The 17,277-nt window shown below is 65.9% G+C and carries 16 protein-coding genes; 2 read left to right on the top strand and 14 right to left on the bottom strand.

The window, feature by feature from the left end; genetic code table 11:
* Window positions 1-32: 32 nt before the first annotated feature.
* From H9Q09_RS02125 to ectA, 4 genes are all read right to left on the bottom strand, one after another.
* On the bottom strand, window positions 33-1,499 hold the full coding sequence (locus tag H9Q09_RS02125) for an aspartate kinase (RefSeq protein ID WP_187389691.1): 1,467 nt from the start codon (window positions 1,497-1,499) through the stop codon (window positions 33-35).
* A gap of 154 nt (window positions 1,500-1,653) precedes the next feature.
* Window positions 1,654-2,046, bottom strand: coding sequence for an ectoine synthase (locus tag H9Q09_RS02120; RefSeq protein ID WP_024350690.1), 393 nt, complete (start codon window positions 2,044-2,046; stop codon window positions 1,654-1,656).
* A 48-nt stretch (window positions 2,047-2,094) separates the two neighbouring features.
* Window positions 2,095-3,396: a diaminobutyrate--2-oxoglutarate transaminase gene (gene ectB, locus H9Q09_RS02115; protein ID WP_187389690.1), complete on the bottom strand. Its 1,302-nt coding sequence runs from the start codon at window positions 3,394-3,396 to the stop codon at window positions 2,095-2,097.
* A gap of 101 nt (window positions 3,397-3,497) precedes the next feature.
* The gene (gene ectA / locus H9Q09_RS02110; protein ID WP_187389689.1) at window positions 3,498-4,079 is read right to left on the bottom strand and encodes a diaminobutyrate acetyltransferase; all 582 of its coding nucleotides are present in this window, start codon (window positions 4,077-4,079) and stop codon (window positions 3,498-3,500) included.
* A gap of 368 nt (window positions 4,080-4,447) precedes the next feature.
* Between ectA and H9Q09_RS02105 the strand changes: the two genes are divergently transcribed.
* Entirely contained in the window at window positions 4,448-4,903 is a 456-nt protein-coding gene (locus H9Q09_RS02105; protein ID WP_210315171.1) for a MarR family transcriptional regulator, read from the top strand.
* A 134-nt stretch (window positions 4,904-5,037) separates the two neighbouring features.
* Here the strand turns inward: H9Q09_RS02105 and H9Q09_RS02100 are convergent, their stop codons facing one another.
* From H9Q09_RS02100 to dctP, 10 genes are all read right to left on the bottom strand, one after another.
* Entirely contained in the window at window positions 5,038-6,663 is a 1,626-nt protein-coding gene (locus H9Q09_RS02100) for a TRAP transporter large permease subunit (protein WP_187389688.1), read from the bottom strand.
* 6 nt (window positions 6,664-6,669) lie between these two features.
* The gene (locus tag H9Q09_RS02095) at window positions 6,670-7,350 is read right to left on the bottom strand and encodes a TRAP transporter small permease (protein WP_187389687.1); all 681 of its coding nucleotides are present in this window, start codon (window positions 7,348-7,350) and stop codon (window positions 6,670-6,672) included.
* 197 nt (window positions 7,351-7,547) lie between these two features.
* Window positions 7,548-8,561 carry a DctP family TRAP transporter solute-binding subunit gene (locus H9Q09_RS02090; RefSeq protein WP_281414903.1) on the bottom strand — a complete coding sequence of 338 codons (1,014 nt, stop codon included), beginning with the start codon at window positions 8,559-8,561 and terminating at the stop codon, window positions 7,548-7,550.
* Window positions 8,562-8,844: 283 nt separating this feature from the next.
* Window positions 8,845-9,096: an Lrp/AsnC ligand binding domain-containing protein gene (locus H9Q09_RS02085; protein WP_009209578.1), complete on the bottom strand. Its 252-nt coding sequence runs from the start codon at window positions 9,094-9,096 to the stop codon at window positions 8,845-8,847.
* A gap of 29 nt (window positions 9,097-9,125) precedes the next feature.
* Window positions 9,126-10,349, bottom strand: coding sequence for an acyl-CoA dehydrogenase (locus H9Q09_RS02080; RefSeq protein ID WP_187389686.1), 1,224 nt, complete (start codon window positions 10,347-10,349; stop codon window positions 9,126-9,128).
* 204 nt (window positions 10,350-10,553) lie between these two features.
* The gene (locus H9Q09_RS02075; RefSeq protein WP_187389685.1) at window positions 10,554-12,074 is read right to left on the bottom strand and encodes a malonyl-CoA synthase; all 1,521 of its coding nucleotides are present in this window, start codon (window positions 12,072-12,074) and stop codon (window positions 10,554-10,556) included.
* Window positions 12,071-13,429: a malonyl-CoA decarboxylase gene (locus H9Q09_RS02070; RefSeq protein ID WP_187389684.1), complete on the bottom strand. Its 1,359-nt coding sequence runs from the start codon at window positions 13,427-13,429 to the stop codon at window positions 12,071-12,073. The genes H9Q09_RS02075 and H9Q09_RS02070 overlap by 4 nt, the downstream gene beginning before the upstream one ends.
* Window positions 13,426-14,754: a TRAP transporter large permease gene (locus H9Q09_RS02065; RefSeq protein ID WP_009209583.1), complete on the bottom strand. Its 1,329-nt coding sequence runs from the start codon at window positions 14,752-14,754 to the stop codon at window positions 13,426-13,428. The genes H9Q09_RS02070 and H9Q09_RS02065 overlap by 4 nt, the downstream gene beginning before the upstream one ends.
* Window positions 14,755-14,757: 3 nt before the next feature.
* Window positions 14,758-15,297, bottom strand: coding sequence for a TRAP transporter small permease (locus H9Q09_RS02060; RefSeq protein ID WP_187389683.1), 540 nt, complete (start codon window positions 15,295-15,297; stop codon window positions 14,758-14,760).
* A 78-nt stretch (window positions 15,298-15,375) separates the two neighbouring features.
* Window positions 15,376-16,365, bottom strand: a complete 990-nt coding sequence (gene dctP / locus H9Q09_RS02055; RefSeq protein WP_024352289.1) for a TRAP transporter substrate-binding protein DctP — start codon at window positions 16,363-16,365, stop codon at window positions 15,376-15,378.
* 101 nt (window positions 16,366-16,466) lie between these two features.
* Here dctP and H9Q09_RS02050 point away from each other — a divergent pair, with 101 nt between their 5' ends.
* A complete protein-coding gene (locus H9Q09_RS02050) occupies window positions 16,467-17,210 on the top strand; it encodes a GntR family transcriptional regulator (RefSeq protein WP_210315170.1) in 744 nt (247 codons plus the stop codon).
* The last annotated feature ends 67 nt before the right edge of the window (window positions 17,211-17,277 follow it).

The raw sequence follows: 17,277 nt of genomic DNA, 5'->3' as shown, positions 1-17,277 counted from the left end.
TCATCGGCCGACGAGTCAGCCGGACAGATCGGTCAGGCGGCGTCCCGCAGGCCGGTCTCGGAGCCCGGAGCATCCTGCCCCATCGCCTCGATGTCGCTCTCCACCAGGGCGGCATGCAGCGTGCGCAGCGTGCCGTCATAGTCCTTGTCGTCGATGACGAACTGCAGGTCGACGCGGCGCGTCAGATCCTGCATGCCGAGCGGCGCGATGCCCGCCTCCGACAGGGCCTGCAGCGCGCGCAGGGTCAGGCCCGGCGCCGTCAGGTTGCGGCCGATCACCGAGACGATGGCGACGCGCTCGATCTCGATCTCGGAGGCCGGGAAGCGCTCGGCCAGATCGCGCTCGACGCGCTTCAGCGACTTCATCGAACCGTCGATGAAATGGGTAATCGTATTGGCGTTGCAGGTCTTGGTGACGATCCGCATCTTGTGGCGCGTCAAGACTTCCAGGATCGCCGCGTCGTAGCCTTTCACACCGACCATGTCCTGCTCGAAGAACTGCAGGGCGAAGACGCCGCGCAGGCCGGCGATCATGTCGACCCGCGGCTTCGGCGCGCCGCGCTCGTCGAGGATCAGCGTGCCGGAATCCTGCGGCCGGAAGGCATTGCGGACGCGCAGCGGGATGCCGGCCTGGCGCAGGCCCTTGGCGGCGCGGGGATGGATCGCCTCCATGCCCATGTTGGAGAGCTGGTCGGCCACATCGTAATTGGTGCGGCCGATGACGCGGACCTTGTCGAGGCCGACCGTCTTCGGATCGGCGCTGCAGAGGTGGAACTCCTTGTGAATCACCGCCTCGCGCGCCTCGGTCAGCGCTGCGACGCGGGCGAAGGTCACCTCGGTGTAGCCGCGGTCGTGGCTCTTCACCAGCGACTCCTTGCACTGGGCATAGCCCGGCAGGATCGGCATCTCGGTGGCGAAGTCGACGTCTTCGAGCGCGGTGCAGATGCGTTCGTCGAGCGACGGCTGGCTGTCGTCGCGCCAGCCCGTCAGGTCGACGAAGCGGGCATTGACGCCGCGATTGCGCAGGAGGAGCGCCGTGACCATCGCCGAATGGGCCTCGCCAAGCGCCGAGACCATCTCGCGGACGGTCATCAGATGCTCTTCGAGACGGAACTGGCCGAAGGAGCAGAGACGGCTCAGATCGATAAGGCAGCTGCGGACCCCCTCGATCCGCTCGCGCACGAAATCGTCCGCCGCACGGCGATCACCGGTGTCGTCGAGGACCTTGGCGTTGATCGCCTGCATGTCGCGGCCGACGGCGGTCAGCGCGTCGCCCCAGGCCCATTCGGAATCGGTGCTGGCGAACAGCGCGTGCACGCCCGGCTCGCCGGTCTTCTTGTGCTCGAGCAGCTTGTCGGTGATGCCGCCATAGGCGGAGACGACGAAAATCCGGTTGTAGAGATCGTCACCCTTGCGGCTGCCGATCAGAACGTTCTCCAGCAATTCCTCATGCCGAAGCATGGATGTTCCGCCGATTTTCTCGACTGTATGGTTGGTCATGGGTCTCTCTCCGGGCAATGCCTGGGATGCGTGTGCCGGGTGGGACGGGCCTTTGGCCGCATCGCGGTTCGGCTTGTGGCCCCGCGCCGGCTGGCAACCAGCGCGCAGGGCTCTGAACGGATCGGGCGGCGCAAGGCCGCCCGGATCGCAGGTCCTAGATCGCCTCGCCTTCAAGAGCGTATGCGCCGGTCTCGTCGTGCACTTCCTTGCCGTTCAGCGGCGGATTGAACACGCAGGCGACCGACATCTCGGTCTTCGGGCGGACGATGTGCCGGTCGTGCTTGTCGAGGACGTACATCACGCCCGGACGCAGGTCGTGGACCTCGCCGGTCGCTTTGTCCTCGATCGTGCCTTCGCCGGACACAACGTAAACCGACTCATAGTGGTTCTTGTAATGGAAGTGGTTCTCACCACCGGCGTAGAGCGTGGTGATGTGGAACGAGAAGCCGACATTGTCGGACTTCAGGAGAAGGCGGGTGGAATCCCACCCTTCCGACTTGACGAGGCGTTCGGTCTTGCGGGCTTCTGCGAGATCTCTGACGATCATGTGGATACTCCAATTCGGTGAAATGTGCGGGGTGGTGGTGTCTGCAGCCTATTCGGCTGCGACACGCGCCGGCGCACGAAGAACGGTCTCGAAGGCCTCGGCGACGATATCGAGGCCCCGGGCGAACGTCTCATCGGAAATCGTCAGCGGTGCCAGCACCTTGACGATCTCGTCGGACGAACCGGCGGTCTCGATGACGAGGCCTCGCTCGAAGGCGGCGGCACAGATCTCGGCGGCCTTGTCGCCGGACCCGGTGTCGATGCCGCGCATCATGCCGCGACCCTTGACCCGGAAGCCGTAGCTCTCGGCGATGGCGCCGAGGCGCTGGTTCAGATAGTCGGCCTTGCGGCGAATATCCTTGGCGAAGGCATCGTCGGCCCAGAACTTCTCCAGGGCGGCGCGGGCCGTCACGAAGGCATGGTTATTGCCGCGGAACGTGCCGTTGTGCTCGGCCGGGGTGAAGACGTCGTATTCCGGCTTCACCAGAACCATCGACATCGGCAGGCCGAAGCCCGACAGCGACTTCGCCATGGTGATGATGTCCGGCTGAATGCCGGCGAACTCGAAGGCGAAGAAGTCACCGCTACGGCCGCAACCGGCCTGGATGTCGTCGATGATCAGCAGCGCGCCGTGCTTCTTGGCGATCGCGCTGAGGCGCTGCAGGAACTCCTTCGACGCGACGTTGAGGCCGCCTTCGCCCTGGATGCACTCCAGGAGGATCGCCGCGGGGGCGTCGATGCCGCTGGACGTATCGCCGAGCATGTCGTCGAGCATCTGCGCGCTGTCGACGCCTTCGCCATGGAAGCCGTCATAGGCCATGCGGGTAACGCCGGTGAGCTGGCTGCGCGAGCCGGCCCGCTGCGAACCGTTGCCGGTAGCAGCGAGCGCACCGGTGGTGACGCCGTGATAGCCGTTGGTGAAGGCAATGACGTTCTCGCGGCCGGTGGCCTTGCGGGCGAGCTTCAGCGCCGCCTCGACGGCGTTGGCGCCGGTCGGGCCCTGGAACATCATGCGATGGTCCATGCCGCGCGGCTTCAGGATACGCTCGCTGAACGAGATCAGGAACGCTTCCTTGGCCTCGGTGAACATGTCGAGGCCATGGGTCACGCCATCCGACATGATGTAGTCGACCAGTGCGGACTTCATGTCCGGGTCGTTATGGCCGTAGTTCAGCGACGCGCAGCCGGCGAGGAAATCGATATATTCGCGGCCCTCGATGTCGGTCAGCGTGGCGTTGTGCGCCTTCCTGAAGACCGTCGGGAAGCTGCGGCAATAGCTGCGGACCTCGGATTCGAGGCGTGCAAAGGTGGCGGCGCCCGTCGTGGCGGGCGTTTCGGTGTGGTTCAGCATGTGTCAATCCGTGTTGTTACGAACGGAGCCCGCGGCACGGCGGGCATCAACGTTCTGTCCAGGTTCCGGTCGCGCCCGCAGTCTGCTGCGGGGGCTGGCTGTCAGGCAGCCTGTGCCGTCTGTTCCGGCATGTCGTCGGTCTCGGTGGCGCTCGCGTCGATCGGCGCGATCGTCAGCATGTGCTCGCTGTCGTGATCGCCCGAGAAGTGCTCGTCGCCGCACAGCCAGACCTTGTCGGTGATCTTGGCATCGAACTCGTCGGCGACGCCCTCGAACATGCGCCAGGAGGACTTGTTGTCCGGCGTGATCGTGGTCTTCAGGCGCTCGACACCCTCGCAGGACTCGCTGGTGAGCAGGTTCGCGATCAGGCGGCGCGCCAGACGGCGGCCACGGGCCGCTTCTGCCACGGCCACCTGCCAGACGAACAGGGCCTCCGGCTCTTCCGGGGGACGGTAGGCGGACACCCAGCCGACGATCTCGCCATCCAGCTCGGCCAGCATGCAGGTGCTGGCGAAATGGGTGCACTGCAGGAAGTTGCAGTACAGCGAATTGTCGTCCAGCGTCTCGCAGGAGTCGATCAGGTCGTGCACCGCCTGTCCATCCTCACGGACGGGATGGCGGAACGTCAAAGGGCTAGAAACGCTGGCCAATTGGGGACGGTGACCTTTATCGGACTTCTGCATGGACGCGCCTCGTGCGTTATTTCGTTGAGGCGGAATATTTATACGGTCGAAGCGATAGTCAACCGCCGCGGCGCGCTCGCGGGCGATATGCGCGGGGATTCGGCACCCGCCTCATCAAGGGTTCATCGCGTTATATCAGTGGTTTGAGCACCTTCCGACAGGGCTCGGAAAAAATATTGATGACGGAATGGGCGGTCGGAGGTCATTTGCTGGTCAAATGATTTCTGCCTCGACCCCAAAGAATCGGTTTGATCGTCGAAGGATCCCTCGCTTATATGGCCCCGCCGCCAGGATGCGGCGGAGGCAAAGGGCCTCGCGGACGATCTCATCGGGGTAAACGGAACATGGAGGATCGGGGACGGCAGGCGTTGATCGCGCTCAGGCGGATCATTCGCGCCATGGAATTCAGCGCGCGGCGGCTGGCCAAGGAAACCGGCCTGACGAGTTCGCAATTGACGGTGCTGCGGATCCTCAGCCAGGGCGAGATGACGCCCAGCGCCATCGCCGCGCAGATCGGCCTGACGCAGGCCACGGTGACGACGCTGATCGACCGGCTGGTCGAGCGCAAACTGGTGCAGCGCCGCCGCGGCGAGAGCGACCGGCGGCATATCTGGATCGATCTGACGGAAGAGGGCCACGCCATGCTCGCCAGCATGCCGCCCGATCTCCAGGTCAGCTTCCAGAGCGAATTCGACCGCATGAAGGACTGGGAGCAGGCGATGGTAGTCGCCAGCCTCGAGCGGATCGCGGGGCTCCTGAACGCCGAGCGCATCGACGCCGGTCCGGTGCTCGAATTCGGCGAGATCGCGACGCCCCGGCCGTAGTCGCGCGGTGGTAGCGGGCCGCCGTCCGATTCTGCATTTGCGACGATTTACCAACGAAAAAGGGCGACCACCGGGGTCGCCCTTTTTCGTTCCGCTCGTTGCCGAGCCGACGTGTCGGCTCGGCGGCGCCGTCGTCAGCGCGTGACGATCTCCGGGCCCATCAGACTGTAGGGCAGGAAGGTCGAGAGCGCCGGCACGTAGGTCACCAGGATCAGGAACAGGAACAGGACGCCCACGAAGGGCAGTGCGGCCTTCACCACCTGGACGAGGCTCATGCCGGTGATGCCGGACGTCACGAACAGGTTGAGCCCGATCGGCGGCGTGATCATGCCGATCTCCATGTTCACCACCATGATGATGCCGAGATGGACCGGGTCGACGCCGAGCTCCATGGCGATCGGGAACACGACCGGTGCGACGATCAGCAGAAGGCCCGACGGCTCCATGAACTGCCCGCCGATCAGCAGCAGGATGTTCACGGCGATCAGGAAGGTGAACCAGTCGAAGCCGGCGCCCAGCATCATGTCGGTGATCGCCTGCGGGATGCGCTCGGCGGTCAGGACATGGGCGAAGAGCAGCGCGTTGACGATGATGAACATCAGCATCACCGTGGTGCGCGACGCCTCCACCATGACCTTGCGCGTGTCCTCGTTGAAGAAGGCGCGGCCGATATTGCGGAACGAGAGCGCGAGGTTGCGCCCCCAGACCGGCAGGCCGGCGCCCAGATGGCCGAGGACGCCCATTACGCCCGTCCGCTCGCCCCGCCACAGCGTGTAGGCGATGACGAGGATCAGCGAGATGATGCCGCCGACCGTGGCGCGCTCGGCAAAGCTCATCGAGGCCCCGCCAGGCGCGTCGGTGGCGAAGAAGGACAGGATCATCCAGACGAAGAAGAAGGCGACGCCATAGACCAGTCCCGAGAAGCCGACGCGGGCCTTGCGGCTGTCGGTGGGCAGCACCCAGGGAATGCCCTTCATCGGGCCCATGTCGCGATAGACGAAGATCGCGACGAAGAAGGCGTAGACGGCGGCGACGGCGGCCGCCTCGGTCGGCGTGAAGACGCCGCCATAGATCCCGCCGAGGATGATGACGATCAGGAACAGGCCCCAGCCCGCATCCTTGCCGTGATGAATGATGTTGCCGAAGCCATGCCAAGGCTCTGCCGGCAGGTTCTTGATCCGCGCCATGACGTAGATGGCGATCATCAGCATCAGGCCGGCGACGGCGCCGGGAATGACACCGGCGAGGAACATACGGCCGACCGAGACGTCGGTGGCGGCCGAATAGACCACCATGACGATCGAGGGCGGGATCAGGATGCCGAGCGTGCCGGCATTGGCGATGATGCCGGCGGCGAAGTCCTTGCTGTAGCCGACCTTCTGCATGCCGGCGATGGCGATGGTGCCGATCGCCACCACGGTGGCCGGGGACGAGCCCGACAGCGCCGCGAACAGCATGCAGGCCAGCACCGAGGCCATGGCGAGGCCGCCGCGGAAATGACCCACGGTGGCGATGGCAAAGTTGATCAGGCGCCGGGCGACGCCGCCGGTCGACATGAAGGCCGAGGCCAAGATGAAGAAGGGGATCGCCAGGAGGGTGTAGTTCTGCGACGCGGTGAACAGCTGCAATGCGACCGAGGACATGGAGTCGGTCGAGAAGAAGGCGATCAGGATCACCGACGACAGGCCGAGCGAGATCGCCACGGGCACGCCGAGGAACAGCAGGCTCAGGACGAGGATGAAGAGAAGGGTGGTTTCCATCCGTCGTCAGTCCTTCAAGAGGTCTTTGTTTTCCGCCACGAGGTCTTCCGCCTCGTGTCCGGCGATGATCAGTTCACGCTCACCGTTCCAGATCATCACCAGCCCCTGCAGGGCGCGGAACGCCAGAAGGGCGAGGCCGATCGGCAGGATGAGATAGGCGATCCAGCGCTGCACCCGCTCCTGCATGCCGAAGGCTTCCTGGATGAAGACCGGGTAGCGCAGATCGTCGAGGCCGAGACCGATGTCGAAGAAGCGCTTCCAGTAGAAGATCGCGCCGCCTGACGAATTGGCGCCGAAGACCGACAGCCAGTCGGCCGACAGCAGCATGATCGCATAGAGCGCGGTGCAGAAGGCGCCGAACAGCGCCGCGGCGCGGAACAGCGGCTTGGGGAAGGTGCGGATCAGCGCGTCGACGCCGAGATGGATGCCCTGCTTCAGGCCGTAGCTCATGCCGAACAGGATCATCCAGGCAAACAGGATGCGGGTCAGTTCCAGCGCGCCGGTCCAGCCGCTGTTGAAGCCGTAGCGGGCGACGACCTGTGAGAAGGAGACGAAGGTGATCGCCGCGAGGATGGTGGCGAGAATGTTCTCCTCGATGCGGGTGACCCGGTCGGGCCAGCGCCGTTCGACGAAGAACAGGAGGACGATGAGCGCCAGAATGGCGAGAAACGGCCAGTACGCGCTCATGAATCTCCTCCCGAAACGGCCGATGTCGGCCATGCTGTCCAGTCGACGGTGGCGGCTACTATATCGGACCGCAAAGGGGAAGAGACCCGCCGTCGATACCGTGCATTATTGCGTGGATCGCCTGAATATCCGGGGCGTCAGCCGGGCCTGCAGGTGGGGACCGGACGCCGATGGGCGCCCGGTCGTTCGTCAGGCGATCAGTTGGCCGGGTTCGATGCCTGCGCGGCGTCGATCACGTCCTGGCCGACGTCCTCGCGGAAGCGATCCCAGACCGGCTTCATGGTGGAGACCCACTGCTCGCGCTGCTCGTCCGACAGCTCGCGGATGGTGGAGCCGCTGTCGACGATGTTCTGACGGTTCTTCGCCTCGGTGTCGGCGACAGCGTCGTTGGCGGCCTTGGTCGTCTCGTTGACGATGGTCAGGAACTGCTCGCGAACCTTGGGCTCCAGGCCGTCCAGCCATTCGGTGGAGGTGACCAGCAGATAGGCGAGGGCGGCGTGGTTGGTCTCGGTGATGCCGTCCTGCACCTCGAAGAACTTCTGGGTGTAGATATTCGACCAGGAGTTCTCCTGTCCGTCCACGACGCCCGTCTGCAGCGCCTGATAGACTTCCGAGAAGGCGAGCTTCTGGGCCGAGGCGCCCATGGCGCTGATCATCGCCTCGGCGACGTCGGAGGTCTGGATGCGGAACTTCAGGCCGTTGGCGTCGCTCGGCACTTCCAGCGGCTTGTTGGCCGAGAACTGCTTCATGCCCGACAGCCAGTAGCCAAGGCCGGTATAGCCGACGTCTTCCATGACGGTCAGCAGTTCCTTGCCGGTGTCGGAGTTGTTGAAGGTCTGGACGGCCGACAGGTCGGAGAACAGGAACGGCAGATCGTAGAGGCGGTACTTCTTGGTGTAGGCCTCGAATTTCGACAGCGACGGCGCGGCCAGCTGCACGTCGCCGAGCAGCAGCGCTTCCAGCACCTTGTCGTCGTCGAACAGGGTCGAGTTCGGGAAGACCTCCATGCAGGCGGTGCCGTTCATCTCCTCGTTGACGCGGTTGGCCAGCAGCGTGGCGGCGTCACCCTTGGGGTGACCGGTCGCGGCAACGACATGCGCGAACTTGATGACCATTTCGCCATCGTCGCAGCCTGCCGACTGCGCCATGGCGGCGGAGGCCGTCAGGCCGAGAGCGAGAGAGGAGACGGCGCCCAGAAGCAGATTCTTCATCGTGGAAACTCCGGTGTGGTCCAGATCGGACCCGAGTGTAACGAGCGATGCGGCCGCCAGGGCAGCGCGCATCCATTGTCGCAAGTCGGGTGGGAATTCGGCCGGATCCGCGTCACCCGGCCGCCGCGTCGCGACGCTGGCCGAGGCAGCGTGTGTCTCCCGGCAACGGCCTCCCACCGTTGCAATGCGCAGAGGGAAGCAAATGGGACCGGGCTTGGCAAGCACCGCCATGGTAGCACCCCTGGATTGCAGGGGAGAGCCAGGCCGATAGGCGCGAAAACGCCTAGCCGGCGGAGCCGAACGCCTTGAAGGCGACGGTGGTGAAGGTGTCGGCGACGCCGTCGAGCACCTGCAGCTTCTCCGTGACGAAGTGGCCGAGATCGCGGCCGTCGTCGAGGTAGAACTTGGCGATCAGATCGTAATGGCCGGAGGTCGAATAGACCTCCGACATTTCCTCGACCGATTCCTGGAGATCGTTGGCGACCGTATAGGCGGCGCCCGGCCGGCACTTGAACTGGACGAAGATGGTCTGCATCGCGGGTCTCCGGCGGTTGCTGTCGCGGCTCAGAAGAAGGCCTGGAGGCCGGTCTGGGCCTTGCCGAGGATCAGCGCATGGACGTCGTGCGTGCCCTCGTAGGTGTTGACGGTCTCCAGGTTCTGGGCGTGGCGCATGACATGGTACTCGCCCATGATGCCGTTGCCGCCATGCATGTCGCGGGCAGTGCGGGCGATGTCCAGCGCCTTGCCGCAATTGTTGCGCTTGACCAGGCTGATCATCTCCGGCGCCATGGCGCCCTCGTCGAACAGGCGGCCGACCCGAAGCGAGGCCTGCAGCCCCAGCGCGATCTCCGTCTGCATGTCGGCGAGCTTCTTCTGGACCAGCTGGGTCTGGGCCAGCGGGCGTCCGAACTGGGTGCGCTCCATGGTGTAGTCGCGCGCCCGCTTCCAGCAATCCTCGGCCGCCCCCATGGCGCCCCAGGAGATGCCGTAGCGGGCCCGGTTGAGGCAGCCGAAGGGGCCGCCGAGCCCCGACACGTTCGGCAGCAGCGCGTCTTCGCCGACCTCGACACCGTCCATGACGATCTCGCCGGTGATCGAGGCGCGCAGGGAGAGCTTGCCCTCGATCTTCGGCGCCGAGAGGCCCTTCATGCCCTTGTCCAGGATGAAGCCGCGGATCTTGTTGTCATGGGCGGCGGATTTCGCCCAGACGACGAAGACGTCGGCGATGGGCGAATTGGAAATCCACATCTTGGCGCCCGACAGGCGGTAGCCGCCGTCGATCTTCTCGGCCCGCGTGGTCATGCCGCCGGGATCGGAGCCGGCATCGGGCTCGGTCAGGCCGAAGCAGCCGACATATTCGCCGGTGGCGAGCTTCGGCAGGTACTTGCGGCGCTGGGCCTCGTCGCCATAGGCGAAGATCGGATACATCACCAAAGAGGACTGGACGCTCATCATCGAGCGATAGCCCGAATCCACCGCCTCGACCGCCCGGGCGACGAGGCCGTAGGAAACATAGGACGCGCCGGCGCAGCCATAATCCTCGGGCAGGGTCAGGCCGAGCAGGCCGAGTTCGCCCATCTCGTTGAAGATCGACCGGTCGGTGGTCTCGTTGCGATAGGCCTCGACGATGCGCGGCCGCAGCTTCTCCTCCGCATAGGACCGGGCGGTCTCGAAGATCAGCCGCTCGTCCTCGGACAGCTGGTCCTCGAGCCGGAACGGATCGGCCCAGTCGAAACCGGCGGACGGGGACGCAGACGGCGAAGGCGCGGCGGCCGAAGCGTTGGACATGGCGGGGTTCCTCTTGAACGGATGGCGGCCGGGCCGGGCATCGGACGGCCGCTGGAAAGGGCGGCGCGCCGAATCTGGATCCCGGATACGGCGCGCACTCGCGATCCGTTCTATCGCCCGGCGCCATGGGGGAGCAATGGCACGGGGCGGGGCCAGCGACACTTCGCCGGCCCCGCCCACATTATGCCGCCATCAGCCCTGCAGTCACTTGCCGCCGAGAAGATCGGCGAAGCGGTCCCGCAGGATGTTCTTCTGCACCTTGCCCATGGTGTTGCGCGGCAGTTCGTCGACGAAGACGATGCGCTTGGGCTGCTTGAAGCGGGCGAGCCGTTCGGCCAGCGCGCCCGTCAGCTCGGCCTCGTCCAGCGCCCGCTCGGACACGACGACGCCGACGACGCCCTCGCCGAAATCGGGATGCGGCACGCCGATCACGGCGCTTTCGACGACACCCGGCAGTTCGTCGAGCGCCAGCTCGACTTCCTTGGGATAGATGTTGAAGCCGCCGGAGATGATCAGGTCCTTGCCGCGGCCGACGATCGTCACATAGCCCTGCGGATCGATCAGGCCGAGGTCGCCGGTGATGAAGAAACCGTCGGCGCGAAATTCGGCGGCGGTCTTCTCCGGCATCTGCCAGTAGCCGCAGAAGACGTTGGGGCCCTTGACCTCGATGACGCCGATCTCGCCATCGGGCAGCGGCCTGGCGGTGTCCGCATCGACGATCCGGAGCTCGACGCCGGGAAGCGGGAAGCCGACGGTTCCGGCGCGGCGCTCGCCGTCATAGGGATTGGACGTCGACATGTTGGTCTCGGTCATGCCGTAGCGCTCGAGAATGCGCTGGCCGGTCCGCTCCTCGAAGGCACGGTGGGTCTCGGCCAGGAGCGGCGCGGAGCCCGAGGTGAACAGCCGCATATGGGCGGTGCGCTCGCGGTTCAGCCGCTCGTCGGCGAGAAGGCGGGTGTAGAAGGTCGGCACGCCCATCATCGCGGTCGCCTGGGGCAGGTACTTGAACACCTGCTCGACGTCGAATTTCGGCAGGAAGATCATCGTGCCGCCGGCGATCATCGCGGTGTTGGACGCGACGAACAGGCCGTGGGTGTGGAAGATCGGCAGGAGATGCAGCAGCACATCGTCCGCGGTGAATCGCCAGTACTCGCGCAGCACTTCGGCGTTGGACAGGAGATTGTCCTGGGTGAGCATGGCGCCCTTGGAGCGACCGGTCGTCCCCGAAGTGTAGAGGATCGCGGCAAGGTCGCTCGGCTGGCGCGCGACCGTGGCGAATTCACCCGAGGCCGCATCGGCCTGCGCGTTGAGGCTGCCGGCGTCTGTGGCGCGGGCGCCGAGCGTCTCGAGGCGCGCGCCTGCGCCCTCGGCCGTCGCGGCCAGCCCGTCGCGCTTTGCGGGGTCGCAGACGAAGACGCGCGGCTTGGCGTCGTTGAGGAAGTAGTCGATCTCGGTCGGCGTATAGGCGGTGTTGAGCGGCAGGAAGACGCCGCCGGCGCGCACCGTGCCGAGATAAAGCATCAACGCTTCGATCGACTTGTCGGCCTGCACGGCCACCCGGTCGCCCGGCTCCACGCCCAGCGCGACGAGGGCATTGGCAAAGCGCGCCGAGGCCGCCTCGACATCGGCATAGGTGAATTCGCGGCCGTCGGGCAGGATCGCGAAACACTTGTCCGGCGTCGTGCGTCCCGTGGCGAGGAGGCCGTCGAAGAGCGGGTTTGTCATGCTACGTCCTTCATGGAATCGACTTCGCCGCGCTTGGGGAGCAGCGACGTCACGGCCCGGCTGGCGGCGATGTCGCCATCCGCCGCATAGGCCTCGTGACGCTGCTCGACGCGCGGCAGGTCGTACAGATAATTGACCATCAGCCCGTGGGCCTGGGCGAGGCCGCCCGGCGACACGTCGCCCAGATGCATGATGCGGTTGAGCATCGCGCCATTGCCGAGATGGAAGCGGGCGACCGGATCGACCGGTCCGCCGCGCGGGCGCCGGGCGCGCAGGAAATAGCGGGCGCCGAGCGACAGCAATCCGGGACGGGCGGCTTCGGCCTTCGCCGGATCGCCGGCCCAGCCGGGCTCGCCGACGATCTCGATCGCGCGCTTTTCCGGCGCTTCCAGCCGGTCGATCGTGATGGGCGGCAGTGCGGCGAGCCAGCCAGCAAAGCCGGGGACGGGCGACAGCGTCACGAAGGTGCGTAGGTTCGGCACCGCGTCCTTCAGATCCTGCGCCACCTGCTTGATCAGGAACGAGCCGAAGGACACGCCGGCCAGGCCCTTGTGGCAATTGGAGATCGAATAGAACACCGCGGTCTGCGCGTCCTGCGGCGACAGGGCCGTGCGCTGCGGGTCGAGCACCGAGGCGATGGACGCCGGGATCTCCGCGGTCAGCGCCACCTCGACGAAGATCAGCGGATCGTCCGGGATCGAGGGGTGGAAGAAGGCGAAGCAGCGCCGGTCCGGCGGGGCGAGCCGCTGGCGCAGCTCGTCCCAATTGCCAATGGCGTGGACCGCCTCGTAGCGGATGATCTTTTCCAGGATGCTGGCGGGGGTGTTCCAGTCGATCGGCCGCAGCAGCAGGAAGCCGCGATTGAACCAGGACTGGAACAGATGGCAGAGATCGGCATCGACCGGGCCGTAGCGCTTGCGGTCGGCCTTTAGGAGCGGCAGCAGGCGCTCGCGTAGCGTGACCAGTTCGGCGGTGCCGCCCGGCGCAAGGTTCAGGCGCCGGAACAGTTCCTGGCGCGGCGCCTCGGCATGGTGCTGGAGCCGCGCCAGGGTCTCGGCGTCGGGCGTGTCGAGAAACGCGGCGGCCGCATCGGTGAGGGCCGCCTGGTCCGGCGTGAACTCATCCGCCAGCATCTGGAAGAAGCGTTCGGCCTCGGCGTCGCTGAGGCCGCGGAAGCCGCGCAGGATCTCGGCCGCAAGGCGCACGCCGGAGGCTTCGCCCCGCGAGGAGACGAGCTCGTGGCAGAGCGCCGCCAGCTGGCCGACGCCGATCGTCCGGTTGGCGTTGTCGCCGAGAAACCAGGACCGGGCGCCGATCGAATCGAGCAGGTCGGACAGAAGGGAGACTCGGCTCATAGCTCTGGCCCCATGACGAGTTCGGGCAGGAGGAGGGCGATCTGCGGAAACAGGCACAGGGTGATGATGCCGAGGATCATGCAGACGACGTAGGGCAGGGACCCCCGCAGGATCTGGCCGAGCGTGATGTCGGGCGCGATGCCGTTGATGACATAGAGGTTCAGGCCGACCGGCGGGGTGATCAGGCCGATCTCCATGTTGATCGTCAGGATGACGGCGAACCAGTAGGGGTCGAAGCCGGCACCGGTGATGATCGGCAGCAGGATCGGCGCCGTCATCAGAATGACCGCGACCGGCGGCAGGAAGAAGCCGGCGACCAGCAGGAAGAGGTTGACCACGCCCATCAGCACCCAGCGGTTCACGTCCATGTCGGCGATGAAGGCGGCGATCGACTGGGTGATGAACAGCGAGGACAGCGCAAAGGCGAAGAGTTCTGATGCGCCGATGATCAGCATGATCATCACGCTCTCCTTGAGCGTGTCGCGGAAGATCACCGTCATCTGCGAGAAGCGCCAGGTGCGCGAGATCATGCCGTAGATCACCGCGACGAGGATCAGGCAGAAGAGCGCCCCGACACCGGCCGCCTCGGATGGCGTGGCGACGCCGCCATACAAAACGAAGAGCACGGCGACGATGATTGCCAGGAAGGGGAGCACCCGCGGCAGCGCGGCGAAGCGCTCGCGCATGGAGAAGCGCTGCGACAGTTCGGTGAGACCCAGACCCTGCCGCTTGCAGGCATAGATGGTCCAGATCATGAAGAACACGGTCAGCATGATGCCGGGCCCGACACCGGCCAGGAACAGGCGGCCGATCGAGGTTTCGGTGGCGATGCCGTAGACGATCATCGTCACCGAGGGCGGGATCAGGATGCCGAGGGTGCCGCCGGCGGCGATGGAACCGGCCGCGATCTCAGGCGGATAGCCGCGCTGGCGCATCTCGGGAATGCCCATCTTGCCGATCGCCGCACAGGTGGCGGGCGACGAGCCGGACAGGGCGGCGAAGATCGAGCAGGCGCCGAGATTGGACAGGACGAGGCCGCCGGGCACCCGGTTGAGCCAGCGGTCGAGTGCCTCGTAGAGGTCCTTGCCGGCCGGCGAGGAGGCGACGGCGGCGCCCATCAGGATGAACATCGGGATGGCGACGAGGCCGAAGGACGCCATGCCGCCGAAGAACTGCTCACCGAGCGTTTCGAGGAAGAACGGCCCGTAGACGACGAACAGCGCGCCCATGGAGACGAGGCCGAGGGCGAAGGCGATGGGCGTGCCGATGGCAAGCAGCACCAGCAGGACGCCCAGCATGGCGAAACCGGAGACGGTCGGGCTCATCGATCAGGCTTTCTTGACGGTATCGGAGAACAGGGCGTCCTGATTGGCGAGGTGCGGATCGGCACCATCGAGCCACAGGCGCATCAGTTCGGCGATGTATTGAACGGCGAGCCAGACGGTGCCGACCAGCATGGGCAGGACCGGGATCCAGAGCGGGATGGCCCAGACCGATTCGGTCATCCAGCCATTCGTCCAGCTCTCGTGGAAATGGTACCAGGAGGCGTAGGCGATCAGCCCGACGAAGACGAGCGAGGCGAGCCCCGACAGCGCCTGCAGGATGGCGCGGACCCGCGGCCCGGCGGCGATCTGCAGGATGTCGACATTCACGTGGCCGCGCTCGATGAGCACCCAGGGTGCCCCGAGGAAGGTGGCGGCGACGATGGCGAAGATCGTGAACTCGGTCTGCCAGACGGTCGACTGCACGAGAACGTAGCGCACGAAGACCATGTGCGAGACGGCGAAGATCGCCGCGAGCAGCAACAGGGCACCGATGACGCCGAGGAGGCGCGAGACCGCCGAAACGGCGCGGATGAAGGACCGCATGTCAGTTTCCGAGCTTGAGGCCTGGGATACGGGAGCCGGCCCGGCCGGCTCCCGTTGTCGCTTTGTCGGCGTTACGGGCTATTCGACGGCCAGCGCCGCGTCGATCAGCGCCTGACCGTTCGGGACCTTCTCGGCGAACTCCTTGTAGGAGGTCTCCTTGGCGATCGCGAGCCAGGCGTCGTAGTTCTCCTTGGTCATCTCGGTGACCTCGACGCCGTTCTTCTTGTAGACCTCGATCAGCTCGGCATCGAGCTTGGACGCTTCCTCGGCGAAGTAGGCCTCGGCCTTCTCACCGGCGGCCATCAGCGCATCCTGCTGTTCCTTGTTCAGCTTCTCGAAGGAGCGCTTCGACATCAGGATCGGCTCGTACATGAACCACAGGGCGTTCTCGCCCGGTGCGGTCAGGCAGGTCGAGACCTCGTAGATGCGGTAGGACACCAGCGAACCGGACGAGGTGTTGGCGCCCTGCAGGACGTTCTGCTGCATGCCGGTGTAGATTTCCGAGGACGGCATCGACGAGATCGACGCGCCGGCTCCGACCAGCATCTGCTCGAAGGCCGGGCCGGCGGCGCGCAGGGTCTGGCCCTTGGCGCTTTCCGGGCTGGTGATGCAGGTCTTGGATGACACGAAGCCGCCGGCGAGCCACGCATCCGACAGGACGAGGGCGCCGGCCTCATCGATCGACTTCTTGATCTCGTCCATGAAGGGCGAATCGTTCAGCCGCTGGGCACGGTCGTGGTTGCCGACCAGGCCGGGCATGAGCGTCGCGGAATACTCAGGATGACGGCCGGACGCGTAGTCGAGCGGGAAGGCGGTGATGTCCACCTGGCCCTTGGTCACGGCGCCCCACTGGTCGCGCGGCTTGAACAGCGAGCCGTTCGGGAAGACCTGGACCTTCAGCCCGACATTGGCGGCCTCGACCTCCTTGCCGATCATCTGGACCATTTCGTCGCGCACGTCGCCCTTGCCACCCGGCCACTGGTGCGAGGCGCGCAACGTCACGTCCTGCGCCAGGGCGGAAGCTGTCAGTGCAAGGCCGCATACGGCCGTCAGCAACATCGTCTTCATGGAATTCTCCTCCCGTTGATTGTTCTGCCGCGCCTCCCGACGCGTTAGGGCAAGCCAATACTCTCTTGCATGCCTTGTCAATTGGATTGTATACGATCTGGATGAGCGTATCGGATGTTCCCGCAGCGACGATCATGCCTCCCGCCGGGGATGGCAAGTCCGCTGCCGTCTCGAAGGGCGAGCTCGCCCCGGCGCGGCCCAAGGCCAGCGAGATCCGCGACGCGCTCGAACAGGAAATCGTCACCAATGCCCGCAGTGCCGGCGAGCGTCTCGACGAGCAGGCGATCGCCCGCCGCTTTGCGGTGTCGCGCACCCCGGTCCGGGAGGCGATCAACCAGCTGGCATCGGCTGGACTGATCGAACAGCTGCCCAATCGCGGCGCCTTCGTGCGGCAGGTCGGCCTCGGCGAACTGGTGGAGATGTTCGAGGTGATGGCCGAGCTCGAGGGCATGGCCGGACGCCTGGCCGCGCGCCGTGCGGCGCCGCAGGCCCTGGCGGCTTTGCAGGCGGCACTCGTCGCCTGCAGCGCAGCGGCAGCCCAGCAGGATACCGACGCCTATTATTACGAGAACGAGCGGTTCCACCACGCGATCTACGACGCCTGCGGCAATGCGTTCCTCGCGGCCGAGGCGAAACGGCTGCACATGCGGCTGAAGGCCTATCGCCGCCTGCAGCTGCGGGTGTCGCAGCGCATGAAGCAGTCGCTGCAGGAGCATGAGCGCATCGTCGCCGCGATCGCTGCCGGCGACGGCGAGACGGCCGAGCGGGAACTGCGGGCGCATATCGCCGTGCAGGGCGAACGCTTCGCCGATCTAGTGGCCAGCGTCGGCGCAGCGGCGCGATAGACGCCGCAGCGGCTCAGACGACAACCGACCGATCCGGCTCGTTGCGGCAGGCACGAAAAAGCCCGGC

The organism is Aurantimonas sp. DM33-3 (genome assembly GCF_014334315.1).
Taxonomy (GTDB): Bacteria; Pseudomonadota; Alphaproteobacteria; order Rhizobiales; family Rhizobiaceae; genus Aurantimonas; species Aurantimonas coralicida.
The sequence above is the reverse complement of the archived record's forward strand: the minus strand, read 5'-3'. Positions and strand labels throughout refer to the sequence as shown.

What these genes read in the sequence shown, in the direction of transcription:
- H9Q09_RS02125 (WP_187389691.1), bottom strand. Translation starts at nt 1,499, where the DNA reads ATGACCAACCATACAGTCGAGAAAATCGGCGGAACATCCATGCTTCGG.
- H9Q09_RS02120 (WP_024350690.1), bottom strand. Translation starts at nt 2,046, where the DNA reads ATGATCGTCAGAGATCTCGCAGAAGCCCGCAAGACCGAACGCCTCGTC.
- ectB (WP_187389690.1), bottom strand. Translation starts at nt 3,396, where the DNA reads ATGCTGAACCACACCGAAACGCCCGCCACGACGGGCGCCGCCACCTTT.
- ectA (WP_187389689.1), bottom strand. Translation starts at nt 4,079, where the DNA reads ATGCAGAAGTCCGATAAAGGTCACCGTCCCCAATTGGCCAGCGTTTCT.
- H9Q09_RS02100 (WP_187389688.1), bottom strand. Translation starts at nt 6,663, where the DNA reads ATGGAAACCACCCTTCTCTTCATCCTCGTCCTGAGCCTGCTGTTCCTC.
- H9Q09_RS02095 (WP_187389687.1), bottom strand. Translation starts at nt 7,350, where the DNA reads ATGAGCGCGTACTGGCCGTTTCTCGCCATTCTGGCGCTCATCGTCCTC.
- H9Q09_RS02090 (WP_281414903.1), bottom strand. Translation starts at nt 8,561, where the DNA reads ATGAAGAATCTGCTTCTGGGCGCCGTCTCCTCTCTCGCTCTCGGCCTG.
- H9Q09_RS02085 (WP_009209578.1), bottom strand. Translation starts at nt 9,096, where the DNA reads ATGCAGACCATCTTCGTCCAGTTCAAGTGCCGGCCGGGCGCCGCCTAT.
- H9Q09_RS02080 (WP_187389686.1), bottom strand. Translation starts at nt 10,349, where the DNA reads ATGTCCAACGCTTCGGCCGCCGCGCCTTCGCCGTCTGCGTCCCCGTCC.
- H9Q09_RS02075 (WP_187389685.1), bottom strand. Translation starts at nt 12,074, where the DNA reads ATGACAAACCCGCTCTTCGACGGCCTCCTCGCCACGGGACGCACGACG.
- H9Q09_RS02070 (WP_187389684.1), bottom strand. Translation starts at nt 13,429, where the DNA reads ATGAGCCGAGTCTCCCTTCTGTCCGACCTGCTCGATTCGATCGGCGCC.
- H9Q09_RS02065 (WP_009209583.1), bottom strand. Translation starts at nt 14,754, where the DNA reads ATGAGCCCGACCGTCTCCGGTTTCGCCATGCTGGGCGTCCTGCTGGTG.
- H9Q09_RS02060 (WP_187389683.1), bottom strand. Translation starts at nt 15,297, where the DNA reads ATGCGGTCCTTCATCCGCGCCGTTTCGGCGGTCTCGCGCCTCCTCGGC.
- dctP (WP_024352289.1), bottom strand. Translation starts at nt 16,365, where the DNA reads ATGAAGACGATGTTGCTGACGGCCGTATGCGGCCTTGCACTGACAGCT.
- H9Q09_RS02050 (WP_210315170.1), top strand. Translation starts at nt 16,467, where the DNA reads ATGAGCGTATCGGATGTTCCCGCAGCGACGATCATGCCTCCCGCCGGG.